The sequence below is a fragment of the Photorhabdus thracensis genome, assembly GCF_001010285.1.
Lineage (GTDB): Bacteria > Pseudomonadota > Gammaproteobacteria > Enterobacterales > Enterobacteriaceae > Photorhabdus > Photorhabdus temperata.
The window spans coordinates 3,348,548-3,369,282 of sequence record NZ_CP011104.1 but is presented as its reverse complement, the minus strand read 5'-3'; the positions used below and the strand labels follow the sequence as shown (position 1 = coordinate 3,369,282).

General features: G+C 47.2%; 11 protein-coding genes and 5 pseudogenes. 14 read left to right on the top strand and 2 right to left on the bottom strand.

Annotation, left to right across the window (positions count from 1 at the left end; translation table 11 throughout):
- Positions 1-3: 3 nt before the first annotated feature.
- Positions 4-2,880, top strand: a complete 2,877-nt coding sequence (gene gcvP / locus VY86_RS14490) for an aminomethyl-transferring glycine dehydrogenase (RefSeq protein WP_046975462.1) — start codon at positions 4-6, stop codon at positions 2,878-2,880.
- 150 nt (positions 2,881-3,030) lie between these two features.
- Here the strand turns inward: gcvP and VY86_RS23560 are convergent.
- Positions 3,031-4,424: pseudogene (locus VY86_RS23560) on the bottom strand (IS5-like element ISPlu14 family transposase).
- 82 nt (positions 4,425-4,506) lie between these two features.
- On the opposite strand from VY86_RS23560, the pseudogene VY86_RS26545 reads away from it, so the two are divergent.
- From VY86_RS26545 to VY86_RS14460, 5 genes and pseudogenes are all read left to right on the top strand, one after another.
- Positions 4,507-4,602, top strand: a pseudogene (locus tag VY86_RS26545) (hypothetical protein); the annotation flags it as partial.
- Positions 4,603-4,775: 173 nt separating this feature from the next.
- A pseudogene (locus VY86_RS14475) lies at positions 4,776-5,207 on the top strand (transposase); the annotation flags it as partial.
- An 81-nt stretch (positions 5,208-5,288) separates the two neighbouring features.
- Positions 5,289-6,309: pseudogene (locus tag VY86_RS14470) on the top strand (IS110 family RNA-guided transposase).
- Positions 6,310-6,740: 431 nt separating this feature from the next.
- Positions 6,741-7,196, top strand: a pseudogene (locus VY86_RS14465) (IS982 family transposase); the annotation flags it as partial.
- A gap of 153 nt (positions 7,197-7,349) precedes the next feature.
- On the top strand, positions 7,350-8,093 hold the full coding sequence (locus VY86_RS14460) for a type 2 GTP cyclohydrolase I (protein WP_046975460.1): 744 nt from the start codon (positions 7,350-7,352) through the stop codon (positions 8,091-8,093).
- Positions 8,094-8,455: 362 nt separating this feature from the next.
- On the opposite strand, the gene VY86_RS14455 is transcribed toward VY86_RS14460, so the two are convergent.
- Complete coding sequence (locus VY86_RS14455; protein WP_046975459.1) at positions 8,456-9,742, bottom strand: citrate synthase; 1,287 nt, start codon at positions 9,740-9,742, stop codon at positions 8,456-8,458.
- 877 nt (positions 9,743-10,619) lie between these two features.
- On the opposite strand from VY86_RS14455, the gene sdhC reads away from it, so the two are divergent.
- The 8 genes from sdhC (at position 10,620) to sucD (ending at position 20,370) form a co-directional block, all read left to right on the top strand.
- Positions 10,620-11,009, top strand: coding sequence for a succinate dehydrogenase cytochrome b556 subunit (gene sdhC, locus VY86_RS14450; RefSeq protein WP_021325060.1), 390 nt, complete (start codon positions 10,620-10,622; stop codon positions 11,007-11,009).
- Positions 11,003-11,350 (top strand): succinate dehydrogenase membrane anchor subunit, encoded by a 348-nt coding sequence (gene sdhD / locus VY86_RS14445; protein WP_046975458.1) that lies wholly within the window; start codon positions 11,003-11,005, stop codon positions 11,348-11,350. The genes sdhC and sdhD overlap by 7 nt, the downstream gene beginning before the upstream one ends.
- The gene (gene sdhA / locus VY86_RS14440; RefSeq protein ID WP_046975457.1) at positions 11,351-13,117 is read left to right on the top strand and encodes a succinate dehydrogenase flavoprotein subunit; all 1,767 of its coding nucleotides are present in this window, start codon (positions 11,351-11,353) and stop codon (positions 13,115-13,117) included.
- Positions 13,118-13,153: 36 nt separating this feature from the next.
- Positions 13,154-13,870, top strand: a complete 717-nt coding sequence (locus tag VY86_RS14435; protein WP_036838575.1) for a succinate dehydrogenase iron-sulfur subunit — start codon at positions 13,154-13,156, stop codon at positions 13,868-13,870.
- A 266-nt stretch (positions 13,871-14,136) separates the two neighbouring features.
- A complete protein-coding gene (gene sucA / locus VY86_RS14430) occupies positions 14,137-16,944 on the top strand; it encodes a 2-oxoglutarate dehydrogenase E1 component (protein ID WP_046975456.1) in 2,808 nt (935 codons plus the stop codon).
- A 13-nt stretch (positions 16,945-16,957) separates the two neighbouring features.
- The gene (gene odhB, locus VY86_RS14425) at positions 16,958-18,175 is read left to right on the top strand and encodes a 2-oxoglutarate dehydrogenase complex dihydrolipoyllysine-residue succinyltransferase (RefSeq protein ID WP_046975455.1); all 1,218 of its coding nucleotides are present in this window, start codon (positions 16,958-16,960) and stop codon (positions 18,173-18,175) included.
- 153 nt (positions 18,176-18,328) lie between these two features.
- Positions 18,329-19,495, top strand: a complete 1,167-nt coding sequence (sucC, locus tag VY86_RS14420; protein WP_046975454.1) for an ADP-forming succinate--CoA ligase subunit beta — start codon at positions 18,329-18,331, stop codon at positions 19,493-19,495.
- Positions 19,495-20,370, top strand: a complete 876-nt coding sequence (gene sucD / locus VY86_RS14415) for a succinate--CoA ligase subunit alpha (protein ID WP_046975453.1) — start codon at positions 19,495-19,497, stop codon at positions 20,368-20,370. Before sucC ends, sucD begins: the two co-directional genes overlap by 1 nt.
- Positions 20,371-20,735 lie beyond the last annotated feature (365 nt).

Here is a 20,735-nt window from a genome sequence, read left to right as displayed (position 1 = left end):
CAAATGACCCAAACATTAAGCCAACTCGAGAACCGGGGCGAGTTTATCCGCCGTCATATTGGCTCTTCCACCGAACAGCAGAAAGAGATGCTGGCGACAGTGGGGGCAAGTTCCCTCAATGAATTAACACAGAAAATTGTTCCCCGCGATATCGCGTTACCAGAGCCGCCCGATGTGGGCGGTGGTGCGACTGAACAGCAAGCACTGGCTGAACTGAAAGCCATTGCCAGCCAGAATAAGCGTTACCAATCCTATATTGGTATGGGTTATGTGCCTTCTGTCCTGCCATCGGTTATTTTACGCAATTTATTAGAAAACCCTGGCTGGTATACCGCTTATACACCTTATCAGCCGGAGGTTTCTCAAGGGCGTCTTGAATCACTGCTGAATTTCCAGCAAGTAACAATCGATCTGACGGGTTTGGATCTTGCCTCTGCTTCTTTGCTGGATGAAGCCACCGCGGCGGCTGAAGCAATGGCAATGGCAAAACGTGCCAGCAAACTGAAAAACGCTGATCGTTTCTTTGTTGCTGATGACATACACCCTCAAACATTGGATGTTGTCCGTACCCGCGCTGAAACCTTTGGTTTTGATGTGATTGTGGATAAAGCGGAAAAAGTCCTGGAGCTGGAAGGTGTATTTGGTGTGTTGTTGCAACAGGTGGGGACAAAAGGTGAAATTCATGATTACACCGACCTGATCGCGCAACTGAAACAACGCAAAATCATTATCAGCGTTGCCGCTGATTTGATGGCGCTGGTACTGCTGACCGCACCGGGCAAACAAGGGGCGGATGTGGTGTTTGGTTCTGCTCAACGTTTTGGTGTACCGATGGGTTATGGCGGCCCCCATGCGGCATTTTTTGCCTGCCGTGATGAATTCAAACGTTCTATGCCGGGACGTATTATCGGCGTTTCCCGTGATGCGGCGGGAAATACCGCACTGCGCATGGCAATGCAGACCCGTGAGCAGCATATTCGCCGTGAGAAAGCGAACTCCAACATCTGTACCTCGCAAGTGTTGTTGGCAAACATCGCGGGTATGTATGCGGTCTATCATGGCTCGAAAGGACTGAAACGCATTGCCGGCCGCATTCATCGTCTGACTGACATTCTGGCAGCCGGGTTACAGCAAGCCGGATTTACTCTGCGCTACAAAACCTGGTTTGACACCTTGACCGTTGAAGTTGCCGATAAAGCTGCGGTACTGGCTCGGGCAGACAAAGCGGAAATCAACTTGCGTAGCGATATTCACGGCGCAGTGGGTATCACATTGAGTGAAACCACCAACCGAGATGATTTGGTCAAATTATTCTCTGTACTGACAGGCACAGATAGCAAGCTGGATGTTGAGGCACTGGATGAGAATGTGATAGCGGAAAACCATTCCATTCCTGCATCAATGCTGCGTAATGATGACATCCTCCAGCATCCGAATTTCAACCGCTATCACAGCGAAACAGATATGATGCGCTATATGCACCGTCTTGAGCGCAAAGATCTGGCACTGAATCAGGCCATGATCCCACTGGGTTCTTGCACCATGAAACTCAATGCTGCGGCAGAAATGTTACCGATCTCCTGGCCTGAATTTAATCAGCTGCATCCATTCTGTCCGCCAGAGCAGGCGCAGGGTTATCAGCAGATGATAAGCCAGTTATCCCACTGGTTGGTTCAATTAACAGGTTATGATGCTGTTTGTATGCAGCCAAACTCTGGTGCGCAGGGCGAATATGCGGGTCTGCTTGCTATTCGCCGTTACCACGAAAGCCGTGGAGAAGAGGATCGTCATATCTGTTTGATCCCAAGTTCTGCTCATGGCACCAACCCAGCTTCGGCTCATATGTCGGGTATGACCGTTGTGGTGGTGAGTTGTGATAAAGAGGGCAACATTGATCTGGCGGACCTGCGCGAAAAAGCGGAAAAATCCGGTGATGAGCTTTCCTGCATCATGGTGACCTACCCATCAACACACGGCGTATATGAAGAAACTATCCGTCAGGTGTGTGAAATCATTCATCAATATGGTGGTCAAGTTTACCTTGATGGTGCAAATATGAACGCACAGGTTGGAATCACCGCGCCCGGTTTTATCGGCGCTGATGTTTCACACCTCAACCTGCACAAAACATTTTGTATCCCACATGGCGGTGGCGGTCCAGGTATGGGGCCGATTGGCGTAAAAGCGCATTTAGCGCCGTTCTTGCCGGGGCATTCAGTGGTTCAAATGGATGGTCTTACTGAACAGAGAGCCGTCTCTGCCGCTCCGTTTGGCAGCGCATCCATTCTGCCTATTAGCTGGATGTATATCCGTATGATGGGCTCGCAAGGGCTGAAACAGGCAAGTCAGGTAGCGATTTTGAATGCCAACTATATTGCTGCCCGCCTGAAAAATGATTATGACGTGCTGTATACCGGTCATAACGGCCATGTAGCGCATGAATGTATTCTGGATATTCGGCCACTGAAAGAAGAGTTTGGTATCAGTGAAATGGATATTGCCAAGCGTTTGGTTGACTACGGTTTCCATGCGCCCACGATGTCATTTCCGGTTGCCGGCACACTGATGGTGGAACCAACAGAATCAGAAAGCAAAGTGGAAATCGATCGTTTTATCGATGCAATGCTGTCAATCCGTGCTGAAATTAACAAAGTTGCACAAGGTGAATGGTCATTGGAAGATAACCCATTGGTCAATGCGCCTCATGTACAAACTGAGCTGGCTTCTGATTGGAATCATAATTACAGCCGTGAAATTGCTGTTTTCCCAACCGCAGAAACCAAAGCCAATAAATATTGGCCTGCGGTTAAACGCCTGGATGATGTTTACGGTGATCGTAATCTGCATTGTTCCTGCGCACCTGTCAGCGATTATCAATAATCACTAAATAATGTGGCAACACCGGTATAATTACCGGTGTTGCAGACCGCTGACAAACCCCATTGAAAATAATGGGGTTTGTTCCTTTCATTACGAATCATAATACAACTCATTTTCCTCATTGACCCGATTCAATCGCCCGTCAGGGCGTTATTTTCGCTTCGCGGGCATTGACTGGCTCGCCCTCCAGAGATAAAAACAACAAAGCATCGCGACCAGCAAGGCTATCTTCTTGATATTTTGGGCAGTTGCCGCCAAAAGACACTGTATTTGCACCTTCTGCAACCCGCGAAAATGGGCATAACGGTGCCCGTGATGTTGCTTCGCATCCGCAAAACTGCGCTCTATTGTTTCCTTTCGTCGCTTGTAAACTTTTTTACCCCATTCCGTTAGCCGGTTTTCTCTGGCCTGCTCTTTACTGGCCTCCCAGATATGACGGGTTATCGTTTTTCCGCCTTTCGCGTGCGTGCAGGCATCACGCTGCGGGCAACACTGGCAGATAGCCGCCGGGGCCTGATAATGCCGGTATCCCTGACGGTCGGTTGTGGTATAAATCAGTTTTTCTCCCTGCGGGCAGACATAACAATCCTGTAGCTGGTCATAGGTGAAATGTTTCTTCTGAAAGGTATTTGGTCCCTTATTCGGCCGGCGATAACCTATGATGGGGATAATGCCTAACTGTTCCGTCAGATAACAAACCGGGGCCGTAAAATAGCCCGCATCCAACCCAACCGCGAGGGGATTGAGAGCAAAACGCTCTAACTGACGCGTCAAACGCTTGATAAAAGGCTGGCTGTCGTGGACATTACCCGGTGTGGCGTAGGTATCGGTGATAATACCGACTTGCCCATCCACGGTACGGTGGTCAAGGTAAAAGAACCCCCTGGGTTTGTTGGTCCGGTGCATAAACCCGCTTTCCGGATCGACGGTACTGACCTTCGTCTTTCTCTGCCGTTCCTTTAGGGCTGGCTTCAGGCTTTTTTTCCAGCTGCCGCCCGGTCTTGAGTGACGGCTTTATCCAGTGCGTCAACATAGGCGCCGGGGGGAACCGACCGCATGACATTCTCCGATTTATGCGGATTGGCACTGGCTTTCAGGTGGGTGCTGTCGGTATAGAGTACGTGTCCGCCCACAAATCCTTTGGCTATCGCCTGTTCAACAATGTGGTCAAAAATCTGTTGGAAGACCGCGGTATGATTGAAACGGCGGCGGCGGTTCTGGCTCAGGGTTGAGGCATCAGGGACCTTTTCTGTCAGTCCGAGGCGCAGAAACCAGCGGTAAGCCACATTAACCTGAATTTCCTGTACCAGACGGCGTTCACTGGGGACGCCAAACAAGTAGCCGAGTCACATCATTTTAATCAGCATGACCGGATCGATAGCAGGACGGCCATTATTGTGGCAATACAACGGGGCGACTAATTCGCGGATAAATTCGAAATCAATGGCAGCATCGACTTGACGGACCAAATGATTTTTAGGGACCAGCTCGTCAAGCGAGAGCGTTTCTGGCGGGAAAGTCTGGAGAGGGGGGGGTCTTAACATGGTGGCAAGCTCCGTTGAGTGAACGGAACTTAATTAAAACAAAATGCCGGATAAAAAACCAGCACTTTGTCAATAATCTGAAGCCAATAAATATTGGCCTGCAGTTAAACGCCTGGATGATGTTTACGGTGATCGTAATCTGCATTGTTCCTGCGCACCTGTCAGCGATTATCAATAATCACTAAATAATGTGGCAACACCGGTATAATTACTGGTGTTGCTATTATTTTGCGATTGCGCATAGTAAGTGCAACATAATTAACCCGAATTCTGGATAAGAAATTAACATGAAGCCTGTTCCAGGAGCAGTGTTTTGGTGCAGGCCGAAACAGCTCTGGGAAGGAACAGGCTATGAACAACTTAGTTGAAATTTTCTGTGATGTCGATGATTTTTGCCGTTTTTTCATCCCTCAATGGGAACCATTTTGTCTTGATAGCGGGCATCGTTTACGCCGCCGACAAGGTCACATGTATCCCAGTGAAATCATGACCATTTTGGTCCTTTTTCATCTGTTACATTACCGGGATTTTAAACATTTTTATCTGGAACACATTTGGAAATATCACCACCACGATTTTCCCACCTTGCTCAGCTATTCCCGTTTTGTCAGTGTGGCCCCTTCCGTTTTGGCGCCACTATGCAGCTATCTGACTCAATTAAAAGGAAAACCCACAGGCATTGCTTTTATTGATTCCACGAGTTTGAGTGTCTGCCATAACATTCGCATTCCTCGGCATCAGGTCTTTGCCGGGATAGCAAAGCGCGGAAAAAATTCAATGGGATGATGTGATGGACGTCCCCTTTTTCAGCGGTAAACAGTGCCATCTTTTTTTTCGATGCACTGAATTTCAGGAGAACAGCTCATGAATACGATCAAAGTGGTTGGCATTGACCTTGCCAAAAATGTTTTTCAGGTCTGCGTCTGGATGGCGGACGGTTCCGTTGCCTCTAACCGAAAGATTTCACGGCAAAAACTCCTTGATGTTGTGCGGACTTTCCCGCCATCAACCGTCATTGCCATGGAAGCCTGTGCCACTTCTCATTATTGGGGGAGAACGTTACAGGCGATGGGCTATACCGTCAGGCTCGTCCCCACCCAGCACGTCAAAGCCTTTAGCCATCATCAAAAGAACGATGCCAATGATGCGTTGGCTATCTGCGAGACTGCCTGTCGTCCGGGTATCCATTTTGTCTCGGTTAAAACAGTGGAACAGCAGGATATTAAAGCACTGCGTAGCGCCCGACAGCTCATGGTGGAGCAACGCACCGCGCTTGCCAATCAACTCCGGGCGTTCCTCGCTGAGCAGGGCGTGATTATTCCCGTTGGCATTCAGTCACTTCAACACCATTTACCTGATGTTCTGGAAGATGAGAACAATGCCTTGTCTTCTGCCCTGCGACGTTTACTTTATACCTCGCGGGAAGATTTATGTGCCCTGAACCTGCGTATCCATGATATGGATAAAGAAATTGTGGCACTGTCTCGCCAGCAACCGGGTTATGACCCTCTGCTCACTATTCCCTGTGTCGGTCCCCTTATTGCGGCTGCTTTCGTGAGTGACGTCAGCGCATCTCAATTTGCCAATGGCCGACAACTGTTTAGTCCCCCGGCAACACAGTTCAGGCGGGAAAAATCGTCTCTCTTCCCTGAGCAAACAGGGTAATCGTCATCTCCGAACGTTAATTATTCATGGTGCCCGCGCCATGATGCGCGGCGTACAAAAACGGGATGACCCTTTAGGCGAGTGGCTAAGAACCCTGATTACCCGATGTGGGGCCATGAAAGCCGTGGTTGCTTTAGCCAACAAGCTGACCCGAATTATCTGGCGTGTTCTGACGGATAAGGTTGATTATAATATGAAGAAGGCTTTTGCTATCAATTAATTGAATTGAGTGAATCGAAATAGACGTTTTAACCGAGTTTGTAAACACTGATGAAAAAACGGCTATCGGCCCTGCGATAACCTGAGTAAAACCGAGGTCGTTACATACCGATGACGGATGATAAGGAAACAGGGTGCGGATCAGGGCAAGAGCACGAAAGCCTAAATTTCATTCAAATAGAATCATAATCAAACAATGTTGATAAAATACTCATTGTTTTGTTCAAAACAACATCTTGGCTTGAGTGATTCTTAAACTTCATTTGATTGTAAAAGCAGCCAATTTAAGCAATGGATAATAAATAAGCTTTCATGCTCTTGCCCTAGGGTGCGGATGACATCATGGCGCGAGCAAATAAGCCCTTTATGACGCCGGATATATGGTCGTAAACCGTATCAATTTAGTGCTTGCATAATCGGGGCGTCCATATATGGTTTTATGGTTTCAAATTACACCTGGTTGTCAATCACCAGGGGGAAATTCTGGCGCTTAAAATCACTGCCGGTAATGTGGATGAGCGGGAACCTGTTCGCGAATTAACAACAGAATTAACCGGTTCGCTTTACGGCGATAAAGGTTATCTCAGTCAGGAACTGGCAGACGATTTAGGCAAAACCGGTGTCACTTTCGTCACCCAAAAGCGCCAAAAAAATATGAAAGCACAGCGGCTGGCTGAGTGGGATAAGATAATGTTATCAAGGCGTTTCATCATCGAACCGATTAATGGGCAATTAAAAACCGTTTCTCAAATAGAGCATTCTCGCCATCGAAGTATAAAAGGATTTATGTTGACCGTTTTAGGCGGTTTGATTGCTTATTGCCTTAAATGGAAGGAGCCATCACTGAAAGTTTTCTATTCGGAAGACGATTTTTCAGTGACGGCTTAAACAGAATTCGGGTTAAATAGTTAAACGCCTTGCCTGTTTATTCTGGCAAGGCGTTTTGCTTTATCCGGAATCGAAAAAATCACAAAGCTCAATTGCTATGGCTGGTGCAGATGGGTATGTTACTCCCACACAACCAAATACAGGACGAATATGATGCATAATATTGAGCTGGAAAATGTGATTAACCAAGAGCTGAATGTTGGCGAGTTTCAGGATTATGCGCCCAATGGTTTACAAGTTGAAGGGCGTACTCATATTCAGCGGGTCGTTACCGGTGTTACAGCTTGTCAGGCGTTATTGGATGAAGCGGTTCGCCATCAGGCTGATGCAATTATCGTTCATCATGGCTATTTTTGGAAAAATGAACCGGCGGTGATTCGTGGCATGAAACATCGTCGTCTGAAGACGTTGCTCTGCAATGACATTAATTTATATGGCTACCATTTGCCGCTGGATGCCCATCCATCACTGGGAAATAATGCGCAACTGGCCCAGAAGATGGAGGCGAAAGTTGTCGGGCTGATTGAGCCATTCGTGCCGTATGGGGAGTTTGAGCAGCCAATAACGCCGATTGAGTTAGCTTCACGCATTGAACAGGCGCTGGGTCGCAAGGCATTGTATGTGGGTGATAATGCACCCGCAGAGATTTGCACTCTTGCCTGGTGTACCGGCGGTGGACAGGGCTTTATTCAACAGGCGGCTGAATTTGGTGTTGATGCGTTTATTACCGGTGAAGTTTCAGAGCAGACTGTTCATATCGCCCGTGAAATGGGGCTGCATTTTTATGCGGCGGGTCATCATGCCACTGAGCGTTATGGTGTTAAGGCGTTGGGGGAGTGGTTGGCTGATAACTATGGGCTGGATGTGACTTATATTGATATTCCCAATCCGGTTTGATCAAGTTTTTCTAATACGATAATAAACGAAGCCCACCAGAGTGGGCTTCAAAGCTTTTGACAAACTTTTCATATTTTCATAATTAACGTTGTTTTGTCCGCTTTATAGAATTGTGAATTTTGATCCTGGTGATCCGGCTACACACGCAAGCGGTGGCTACGTTTGATAATTTAGGGAGCAGGATGGTGTGTATCTGCTCTTGAAAAGCGAGCATACACAAGGAAGATGGCGAGATCAATTTTTACGGTGATTTCAGTCGTGCTGGTGTAACATCAATTCATAGTAAGGTCATTTCCTCAATTAAATAAAAGCCCTAACTATCAAGTTAGAGCTTTGCCCTTAATCGTAATCGGATTTTGTTATTATTTTTTCAACTGGCTTTGGAAATCACGTTGAGTGTAGCCGGTGTAGAGTTGGCGAGGGCGGGCGATTTTCACACCGTCATCATGCATTTCGTTCCAGTGGGCTATCCAGCCGATGGTGCGGGCAATGGCAAAAATAACAGTGAACATGGTGGATGGAATACCCATGGCTTTCAGGATAATACCTGAATAGAAATCCACGTTTGGATACAATTTTTTCTCAATAAAGTACGGATCGTGCAGAGCGATACGTTCAAGCTCCATCGCAACTTCCAGCAGGCTGTCATTCAGGCCGAGTTCATCCAGTACTTCATGGCAGGTTTCACGCATGACTGTTGCGCGCGGATCATAGTTTTTGTAAACACGATGACCAAATCCCATCAGGCGGAAAGCGTCGTTCTTATCTTTGGCGCGTTCAATAAATTCAGGAATATGTTCAACTGACTGAATTTCTTCCAGCATACGCAGACAAGCTTCGTTTGCACCGCCATGCGCAGGCCCCCAAAGGGAAGCGATACCTGCGGCGATACAGGCAAACGGGTTAGCACCGGAAGAACCTGCGGTACGTACTGTTGAGGTAGAGGCGTTCTGTTCGTGGTCGGCATGTAGGATCAAGATGCGATCCATGGCACGTTCCAGCACTGGGTTCACTTTATATTCTTCGCATGGTGTGGAGAACATCATATGCAGGAAATTGCCGGCATAGGAGAGGTCATTGCGTGGATAAACGAACGGTTGACCAATAGAATATTTGTAGCACATTGCAGCCACTGTCGGCATTTTGGACAGCAGACGGTATGCGGTAATGTCACGATGAAGCGGGTTGTTCACATCAAGGGCATCGTGATAGAAAGCCGCCAGAGCACCAGTGACACCACACAGTACTGCCATTGGATGAGAATCACGGCGGAAGCCGTTGAACAGACGATGGATCTGTTCGTGGATCATGGTATGGCGAGTAACAGTTTTTTTGAATTTATCAAACTGTTCTTGTGTTGGTGTTTCGCCATAAAGCAGGATGTAGCAAACTTCCAGATAAGTGGATTTTGTCGCCAGCTGATTGATAGGGAAACCACGGTGAAGCAATACGCCTTCATTACCATCAATGTAGGTGATCTTGGATTCGCAAGATGCTGTGGAAGTAAAACCAGGGTCGTAGGTATAAAAACCTTTGGAGCCAAGAGTACGAACGTCGATGACTTGAGACCCAAGGGTCGGTGTTAGCACGCCCAATTCAATAGCAACTGCACCATTTGGGGGGGTTAGAGTTGCTTTGTTATCTGCCATTACAGTCTCCTTAGCGCTTTCATTTTTATAACTCTTAACAACCACGGCAGAAAGATACAGTATAGGGTCTATCTCATCAGGCTATTTTATTGACCATTCTTTTTGGTCATAAACGGGCCTGGAGAGTGCTCTGACAAAAGCGATAACTTTTGAACGCACTTTGGTATGGCCCGCGTTGGTGAGCGATTTGTGAGTGAATCGCTTTTTACAGACTGCGTGCATATTCCGGTTTTCCGGTTTCTGCGCGCGATCTGTGCCCTCAATTTATTGACAAGAATGGCCTACGCTAATATGCCCAACGGAATAGGTTCTTATACTGTGCTCCCTGGCACTGTACCACCGGAAAAAATTTGAAATCAGGCCAATATCACATTTAAGGCTGAAATCTCACCCCGGACGACAATGGTTTTCAGATTGTTAGCGAGTTTTTGAGTGTTATGTTTTATGCATGACTACAAAAAAAATTATGATTTGTGTGGACTACACAGTTACATAACTTTAGCTTTTAGTGAAGTCTTTCCTTTTATCGGAAATCAATCTCAAAAGTATTTTCAACCATATATGTAAGATAAATGTTTAAAGTTTGTCAAACAAGATAATTAATTTTGTGCAATATGTTTGAATCGTGATCTTAATCACTGTTCAGTGGAAATGTAGCTAATCATATTGTGTTGGAATTGTAATAATAATGTGAAGCACATATACTGCCGCCAGGTCTCCGGATTACCCTGCTGTAGGAGCACCCAGCGTAACTAAACCACGACATTTTTTAACATGAAGGATCTCTCATCTTGATTAAATGTTGTGTCTTTGTATCCCCTTATCGCTGTCTGATTTCCGCCCAGGTCCGGAGGAAGGAAAATAATAAAAGAGCTGTGTGGGCAAAATTGTGAAAAAACAAAGACCTGTCAACCTTGATTTGCAGACGATACACTTTCCAGTCTCTGCAATAGCCTCGATCTTGCACCGTGTCTCTGGCGTCATTACTTTCATAGCAGTAGGAATTCTCCTCTGGTTGTTAGGGATGTCTCTCTCCTCGCAAGAAGGGTTTCAGCAAGCCGCCGATATTATGACGGGATTTTTCGCTAAGTTTATCGTGTGGGGCATTCTGACCGCACTGGCTTACCATATCTGTGGTGGTATCCGTCATATGCTGATGGATTTCGGCTACTTGGAAGAAAACTTAGTAGTCGGTAGTCTCTCTGCCAAAGTGGCAATCGGGATTGCTGTGATTCTGTCGATTCTGGCTGGAGTATTGGTATGGTAAGTAACGCTTCTGCATTAGGTCGCACGGGTATCCATGATTGGTTATTATTGCGCGCGTCCGCAATCATTATTGTTTTATATGTTCTCTATATGTTGGGCTTCGTCGCGACAACGTCGGAGATCACTTATGAAGTCTGGAGTGGTTTCTTCTCCTCATCCATCACTAAAGTCTTTACCGTGCTGGCACTGTTTTCCATCCTGGCTCACGCCTGGATTGGTATGTGGCAAGTACTGACTGACTATATAAAGCCACTGGCGCTGCGCTTGGTGTTGCAATTGGCGGTTATCGTTGCACTGATGGCTTACTTGATTTACGGAACAATTGTGGTGTGGGGTGTATAGATGAAACTGCCGGTAAGAGAGTTTGACGCGGTCGTTATTGGCGCGGGTGGTGCGGGTATGCGCGCCGCGCTGCAAATTTCACAAATGGGATTATCCTGTGCTTTGATTTCCAAAGTATTCCCAACCCGTTCTCATACTGTATCCGCGCAGGGTGGTATCACCGTTGCGCTGGGCAACTCCCATGAAGATAACTGGGAGTGGCACATGTATGACACGGTAAAAGGTTCCGACTATATCGGTGACCAGGATGCGATTGAGTATATGTGTAAGACTGGCCCGGAAGCTATTCTGGAGTTGGAACACATGGGATTGCCATTTTCTCGTTTGGATGACGGCCGTGTTTATCAGCGTCCATTCGGTGGCCAGTCAAAAAACTTTGGTGGTGAACAGGCCGCACGTACAGCGGCAGCGGCAGACCGTACCGGTCATGCATTGTTGCACACTCTGTATCAGCAGAACTTAAAGAATCACACCACTATTTTTTCTGAATGGTATTCGTTGGATCTGGTTAAAAATCAGGATGGCAGCATTGTGGGTTGTACCGCTATCTCGATTGAAACCGGTGAAGTTGTTTATTTCAAAGCGAAGGCGACAATTCTGGCAACCGGTGGCGCAGGCCGTATTTATCAATCGACAACCAACGCTCACATTAATACCGGTGACGGCGTCGGTATGGCACTGCGTGCCGGTGTACCTGTGCAGGATATGGAAATGTGGCAATTCCATCCCACCGGTATCGCAGGAGCTGGGGTTCTGGTAACTGAAGGTTGCCGTGGTGAAGGCGGTTATTTGCTGAATAAAAATGGCGAGCGCTTTATGGAGCGTTACGCGCCAAATGCTAAAGACCTGGCTGGCCGTGATGTGGTGGCCCGTTCCATCATGATTGAAATCCGTGAAGGCCGTGGTTGTGATGGTCCCTGGGGGCCTCATGCTAAACTGAAATTGGATCATTTGGGCAAAGAGGTGCTGGAATCCCGTCTGCCGGGCATTCTTGAGCTGTCCCGTACTTTTGCCCACGTTGATCCAGTAAAAGAGCCAATTCCGGTTATTCCAACCTGCCACTATATGATGGGCGGTATCCCGACGAAAGTGACTGGTCAGGCGCTGGCTGTGAACGAGAAAGGTGAAGATGTGGTTATTCCGGGCCTGTTCGCTGTTGGTGAAATTGCCTGCGTATCGGTTCACGGCGCAAACCGTCTGGGGGGTAACTCTCTGCTTGATTTGGTGGTGTTTGGCCGTTCTGCCGGTTTACATCTGAAAGAGTCACTGATGGAGCAGGGTACCAGCCGCGAAGCCAGTGAATCTGATATTGAGCAATCATTGCAACGCCTGAACCGTTGGAACAGCACCCGTACTGGCGAAGATCCGGTGGAAATTCGTAAAGATTTGCAGGCGTGTATGCAGAATAACTTCTCGGTATTCCGTGAAGGTGATGCAATGGCGAAGGGTCTGGAAGAGCTGAAAGTTATTCGCGAACGGCTGAAAAGTGCGCGTTTGGATGATACTTCCTCAGAGTTCAACACCCAGAGAATTGAGTGTCTGGAGCTTGATAACCTGATGGAAACGGCGTTTTCTACGGCTGTTGCCGCTAACTTCCGTACTGAGAGCCGTGGTGCTCATAGCCGTTTCGACTATCCTGATCGTGATGATGCGAATTGGTTATGCCATACCCTCTATCTGCCGCAAACTGAGACCATGACGCGTCGTGATGTCAACATGCAGCCAAAACTGCGTGAAGCATTTCCGCCGAAAGCGCGTACTTACTAATGAGTTGCTGATGATCCAGTTGCGAAGGAATAGATTATGAAACTTGAATTTTCGATTTATCGTTACAACCCGGATGTTGACAGCGCGCCTCGTATGCAGGATTACACGCTGGAAGCAAAAGATGGGCGTGACATGATGTTGCTGGATGCGTTAATCCAGCTTAAAGAGCAGGATCCAACACTCTCTTTCCGTCGTTCTTGCCGTGAAGGGGTTTGTGGTTCTGACGGCCTCAACATGAATGGTAAAAATGGTCTGGCCTGTATTACACCGGTTTCGGCTTTACGGCGTGGCAGCAAGAAGATTGTGATCCGTCCGCTGCCGGGTTTGCCGGTTATCCGTGACCTGGTTGTGGATATGGGGCAATTCTATGCGCAATATGAGAAGATTCGCCCATACTTGCTGAATGACGGTAAAAACCCACCGGCGCGTGAGCATTTACAGTCACCTGCACAAAGGGAAAAACTGGATGGCCTGTACGAATGTATTCTGTGTGCATGTTGTTCAACTTCTTGTCCGTCATTCTGGTGGAATCCAGACAAATTTATCGGACCTGCGGGTTTGCTGGCAGCATATCGCTTCCTGATCGACAGTCGAGATACTGAAACCGATTCACGGTTAGATAAGCTGAATGATGCTTTCAGTGTTTTCCGCTGCCATAGCATCATGAATTGTGTCAGTGTGTGCCCTAAAGGGTTGAATCCAACAAAAGCCATTGGTCATATTAAGTCTATGCTGTTAAAACATAGCGCGTAATTGGCCTGCCCTCCGCGCAGTTTTATCTGCGGAGGGCACAAAGAATTGAGAATGATGAGTTGCCAACTGCTGATGATGACAAAAGCTTTGAGGCAAGGAACCTTTAAAAACCATTTAACGGTTTTTAAAGGTTCCTTGAAGGGTTCCGAAACCCAAAAGAGAACATGCATAAAGCACGTCCAAATGAACCTTTTATCGACACCGCATTTAAGCGGTGATAGTTAACCACGGCGAAAACTAAAGCTTTTAAAGCTTAAGGGATCACAATGCAGAACGGCGCAATGAAGGACTGGCTGGATTCAAGCTTCCTGGCTGGCTCAAACCAGTCTTACATAGAGCAAGTCTATGAAGACTATATAACCGATCCAAACTCCGTTGATGCAAGTTGGAAAGAAATTTTCCAACAATTGCCGGATGCGGGATTAAGCGGTGAACAACTCCACTCGCAGACGCGTGATTACTTCCGCCGCCTTGCGAAAGATACTACGCGTTATCACTCCTCTGTCAGCGATCCGGCAATGGATGCAAAACAAGTTAAAGTTTTGCAGCTCATCAACGCATTCCGTTTCCGCGGCCATCAAAATGCGAATCTTGATCCGTTGGGATTATGGAAACAGGATAGTGTTCCTGATTTAGATCCCGCTTTCCATAATCTGACGGAAGCTGATTTTGCTGAGACATTTAATGTAGGTTCTTTTGCTCTCGGCAAAGAAACGATGAAATTGGCTGATTTGTATGAAGCACTGAAACGCACTTATTGCGGTTCTATTGGTGCTGAATACATGCACATCACGAATACGGAAGAAAAACGTTGGATTCAGCAGCGTCTGGAATCTGTTACCGTCAGCTCTCAGTTCAGCGCAGAGGAAAAACGGCGTTTTCTGGCGGAACTGACGGCAGCTGAAGGTTTGGAACGTTATCTGGGCGCGAAGTTTCCGGGAGCGAAACGTTTCTCTCTTGAAGGTGGTGACGCACTGATCCCTATGTTGAAAGATCTTATCCGTCATGCGGGTAAGCACGATACGCGGGAAGTTGTGATGGGAATGGCTCATCGTGGTCGCCTCAACGTTCTGGTTAATATCTTAGGTAAAAAACCGGCGGATCTGTTCGATGAATTTGCCGGTAAGCATAAAGAGCACCTTGGTACCGGCGATGTGAAATACCATCAGGGTTTCTCGTCTGATTTTGCCACTGAGGGCGCTAAGGTTCATTTGGCATTGGCATTTAACCCATCTCACCTTGAGATTGTCAGCCCTGTGGTTATTGGTTCAGTACGCGCTCGCCGTGATCGTCTGGATGAAGGCCGCAGTAATATGGTATTACCAATCACTATCCACGGTGATGCCGCCGTTACCGGTCAGGGCGTTGTGCAGGAAACCCTGAACATGTCTCAGGCCCGTGGTTATGAAGTGGGTGGTACGATTCGTATTGTTATCAACAACCAGATTGGTTTCACAACGTCGAACCCGAAAGATGCCCGTTCAACACAATACTGTACCGATATCATCAAAATGGTGCAGGCACCGATTTTCCACGTTAACGCAGACGATCCGGAAGCAGTAGCGTTTGTTACCCGTCTGGCTCTGGATTTCCGTAATGCCTTTAAACGTGACGTGATGATCGATCTGGTGTGTTACCGCCGTCATGGTCATAACGAAGCTGATGAACCAAGCGCGACTCAGCCAATGATGTATCAGAAAATTAAGAAACACCCAACGCCACGTAAAATCTACGCTGATAAGCTGGTTGCTGAGCAGTTGATATCAGTCGATGATGTGACTGAGATTGTTAACCTGTATCGTGACGCCCTTGACCGTGGTGACTGTGTCGTTGAAGAGTGGCGTTCAATGGGGTTGCACTCATTTACATGGGAGCCTTATCTTAATCACGATTGGGATGAAGAATATCCACATAAAGTCGATATTAAGCGTTTGCAGGATCTGGGCCGACGTATCAGCTCTGTCCCGGAAGAAGTGGAAATGCACTCCCGCGTAGCGAAAATTTATAATGACCGCGCAGAGATGGCGAACGGCGATAAATTGTTCGATTGGGGTGGGGCAGAAAATTTAGCCTACGCGACTTTAGTTGATGAAGGTATTCCGGTGCGTTTATCTGGTGAAGACGCGGGCCGTGGTACTTTCTTCCATCGTCATGCTGTTATTCATAATCAGGCTAATGGTTCTGTTTATGTGCCTTTGTCGAACGTTCATAACGGTCAGGGCGCATTCGATGTATGGGATTCTGTTCTGTCTGAAGAAGCGGTTCTGGCGTTTGAGTATGGCTATGCGACAACGGAACCCCGTGCTCTGACCATCTGGGAAGCACAGTTTGGTGATTTCGCTAACGGGGCACAGGTTGTTATTGACCAGTTCATCAGCTCCGGTGAGCAGAAATGGGGCCGTATGTGCGGTCTGGTTATGTTGTTGCCGCATGGTTATGAAGGTCAGGGGCCTGAGCACTCTTCAGCCCGCTTGGAACGCTATCTGCAACTGTGTGCAGAACAGAACATGCAGGTTTGCGTACCGTCAACGCCGGCTCAGGTTTACCACATGCTTCGCCGTCAGGCTCTGCGTGGTATGCGCCGTCCATTGATTGTTATGTCACCGAAGTCACTGTTGCGTCATCCATTAGCGATTTCCAGCCTGGATGAACTGGCTAACGGTAAATTCCAGACAGTTATCGGTGAAGCTGATGCGCTGGATCCTAAAGGTGTTAAACGGGTTGTACTCTGTTCAGGTAAAGTTTACTACGACCTGTTGGAGCAACGCCGTAAGAACGAACAAACTGATGTCGCTATCGTGCGTGTTGAACAACTGTATCCGTTCCCTCATCAGGATGTTCAATCAGCATTGGAGCAGTATGCTCATGTACACGATTTTGTCTGGTGCCAGGAAGAGCCGTTAAACCAAGGGGCCTGGTATTGCAGTCAGCATAACTTCCGTGAAGTGATCCCGTTCGGGGCTTCTTTACGTTATGCAGGTCGTCCTGCGTCTGCTTCCCCGGCAGTTGGATATACGTCAGTTCACCAGCAGCAGCAGCAAGAGCTGGTTAATGACGCACTGAACGTTGAATAAATAAGGATAGAAAATGAGTAGCGTAGATATTCTGGTTCCTGTTTTGCCCGAGTCTGTTGCTGATGCCACTGTTGCAGTCTGGCACAAAAAAGAGGGTGACCGTGTTGAACGTGATGAAGTGCTGGTTGAAATCGAAACGGATAAAGTGGTGCTGGAAGTGCCTGCCAGTGAAGCCGGTGTTTTAGAAGCTATTTTGGAAGTGAAAGATGCAACCGTTCTGTCCAGTCAGCTTCTTGGTCGTATCCGTTTGGGCGATAGCACTGGTAAGCCGACAGAAGTAAAAGAAAAAACGGAAGCAACTTTGGCTAAACGCCAGACTGCGGGTTTGGAAGAAGAGAGCAACGACGCACTCAGCCCGGCGGTTCGCCGTCTGATTGCAGAACATGATCTTGATGCTAAAGCGATTAAAGGCAGTGGTGTTGGTGGGCGTATTGTCCGCGAAGACGTGGAAAAACATATGGCTGATAACGAAAAAGCGGGTAATAAATCAGCAGAAATCTCTGCTTCTGCCCAGGATTCTTTGTTGCCGCACCGCAGCGAAAAACGTGTTCCAATGACTCGCCTGCGTAAGCGCGTGGCTGAACGTCTGCTGGAAGCGAAAAACAACACTGCGATGTTGACAACGTTTAACGAAGTTAACATGAAGCCGATTCAGGAAATGCGTAAGCTGTACGGCGAAGCGTTTGAAAAACGCCACGGTGTGCGTCTGGGCTTTATGTCTTTCTATGTGAAAGCGGTGGTTGAAGCACTGAAACGCTATCCGGAAGTGAATGCTTCTATTGATGGTACTGATGTGGTTTACCACAACTATTTCGATATCAGTATTGCGGTATCTACACCGCGTGGTCTGGTAACGCCGGTACTGCGTGATGCAGATGCACTGAGCATGGCTGAACTCGAAAAACGTATTAAAGAGCTGGCTATCAAAGGCCGGGACGGTAAATTGACCGTCGAAGAGCTGACTGGCGGTAATTTCACGATTACTAATGGTGGTATATTCGGCTCCTTAATGTCTACTCCAATTATTAACCCGCCACAGAGTGCGATTCTTGGTATGCATGCCATTAAAGATCGTCCGATGGCGGTTAATGGTCAGGTAGAGATCCTTCCGATGATGTATCTGGCACTGTCTTATGACCACCGTCTGATCGATGGACGCGAGTCTGTAGGCTTCCTAGTGACCATCAAAGAAATGCTGGAAGATCCTGCACGTTTGCTGCTGGACGTATAGCAACATAATTAAGGGCAGATACGCGCTAATATCTGCCCGGTCTGAAGTAAACAAATGTACATGCACAGCCAGTCTTTGGACTGGCTATATCCAAAGCAACAAAAAAATAAGAAGACAATTGCTCTTCTCAGATTAGATTATGGATAGAACATCATGAATTTACACGAGTATCAGGCAAAACAGCTTTTTGCACGGTATGGTTTACCCGCTCCGGCTGGTTATGCCTGCACTACACCGCGTGAAGCAGAAGAAGCAGCATCTAAAATTGGTGCTGGCCCTTGGGTGGTTAAGTGCCAGGTTCACGCTGGCGGCCGCGGTAAAGCGGGTGGCGTGAAATTGGTTAACAGTAAAGAAGAAATTCGCGCTTTCGCTGAACAATGGCTGGGCAAACGTCTGGTCACTTACCAAACAGATGCGCACGGGCAGCCTGTTCACCAGATTTTGGTCGAAGGGGCAACTGATATTGCGAAGGAGTTGTATCTCGGTGCTGTGGTTGATCGTGGTACGCGTCGTGTAGTGTTCATGGCCTCTACTGAAGGGGGTGTTGAAATTGAAAAAGTTGCGGAAGAAACGCCGGAACTGATTCATAAAGCGATTATCGACCCACTGGTTGGCCCTATGTCTTATCAGGGGCGTGAACTGGCATTTAAACTGGGATTAACCGGTAAACAAATCAGCCAGTTCACTAAAATTTTCTTAGGATTGGCAAATCTGTTCCTGGAGCGCGATCTGGCTCTGGTTGAAATTAATCCGCTGGTTATCACGACTCAGGGTGATCTGATTTGTCTGGATGGCAAACTGGGCGCTGATGGTAACGCACTGTTCCGTCAGGCTGAACTGCGTGAAATGCATGACCCATCTCAGGAAGATCCGCGTGAGGCGCAGGCGGCACAGTGGGAACTGAACTATGTCGCGCTGGATGGCAACATTGGTTGCATGGTAAATGGCGCAGGTTTGGCAATGGGTACGATGGATATCGTTAAATTGCATGGTGGCGCACCAGCGAACTTCCTTGATGTGGGTGGTGGTGCAACCAAAGAACGTGTTACAGAAGCGTTTAAAATCATCCTGTCAGATGAAAATGTGAAAGCAGTATTGGTTAACATCTTTGGTGGTATTGTCCGTTGTGACCTGATTGCTGATGGTATTATTGGTGCGGTGGAAGAAGTGGGTGTTCACGTACCGGTTGTTGTTCGTTTGGAAGGAAACAATGCTGAGTTGGGAGCGAAAAAACTGGCTGACAGTGGTTTGAATATCATTGCTGCAACCAGCCTGACAGACGCAGCGAAGCAAGCAGTAGCCGCAGTGGAGGCCAAATAATGTCTATTTTAATCGATAAAAACACTAAAGTTATCTGTCAGGGTTTTACCGGTAGTCAGGGTACTTTTCATTCAGAACAAGCGATTGCCTACGGCACCCAAATAGTGGGTGGTGTTACGCCAGGTAAAGGCGGTACTGAGCACCTGGGATTGCCTGTTTTCAATACTGTTCGTGAAGCGGTAGAGGCAACCGGGGCAACGGCCTCCGTTATCTATGTTCCGGCTCCATTCTGTAAAGATTCCATTCTGGAAGCTATCGACGCTGGCATCAAACTGATCATCACGATTACTGAAGGTATCCCGACTCTGGATATGCTGGCTGTTAAAGTGAAATTGGATGAAGCGGGTGTTCGTATGATCGGCCCTAACTGCCCAGGCGTTATCACGCCGGGTGAATGTAAGATTGGCATTATGCCGGGTCACATTCATCAGTCAGGTAAAGTCGGTATCGTTTCCCGTTCAGGTACGCTGACTTATGAAGCAGTAAAACAGACCACTGATGCAGGTTTAGGACAATCTACCTGTGTTGGGATCGGTGGCGACCCAATTCCAGGTTCTAACTTCATTGATATCCTGAAATTGTTCCAGGAAGATCCGCAAACAGAAGCCATCGTAATGATTGGTGAAATTGGTGGTAATGCGGAAGAAGAAGCGGCGGCTTATATTAAACAGCACGTAACTAAGCCTGTTGTTGGCTACATCGCCGGTGTGACTGCACCAAAAGGTAAGCGTATGGGCCATGCCGGCGCCATTATCGCGGGTGGTAAAGGAACAGCGGACGAAAAATTTGCTGCTCTGGAAGCGGCTGGCGTGAAGACGGTCCGCAGTCTGGCAGACATCGGTGATGCAGTGAAAGAGTTACTTGCTGGTAAGTAACTTCTGATAAAAAATATTTATATATGAGGCCACTGATAAGTGGCCTTTCTATTTTGTGTGGGCAGTATTGTCTGCGATTAAATTTTTATTTTCAGTTTGGTATTCTCCAATTAATTTAAACTGAATTTCATTAGTGCTCTTTATTTAAATTAAATTTAATAAAGACGACATTAATAATAATATTTTCTTAAGGATGAAAATAAAAAGTTAATTTTAAAAGTCATTTCACAGCAATATAGAAATCAATAATTATCTAAATAAACAAATAATTAACAATATGCCAACCAAAATGAAATAATAGACAGAATAGTTAACACTAACTAGAAAAAAATTATTAAAATCAAGTTATTACTATGGCATTATTT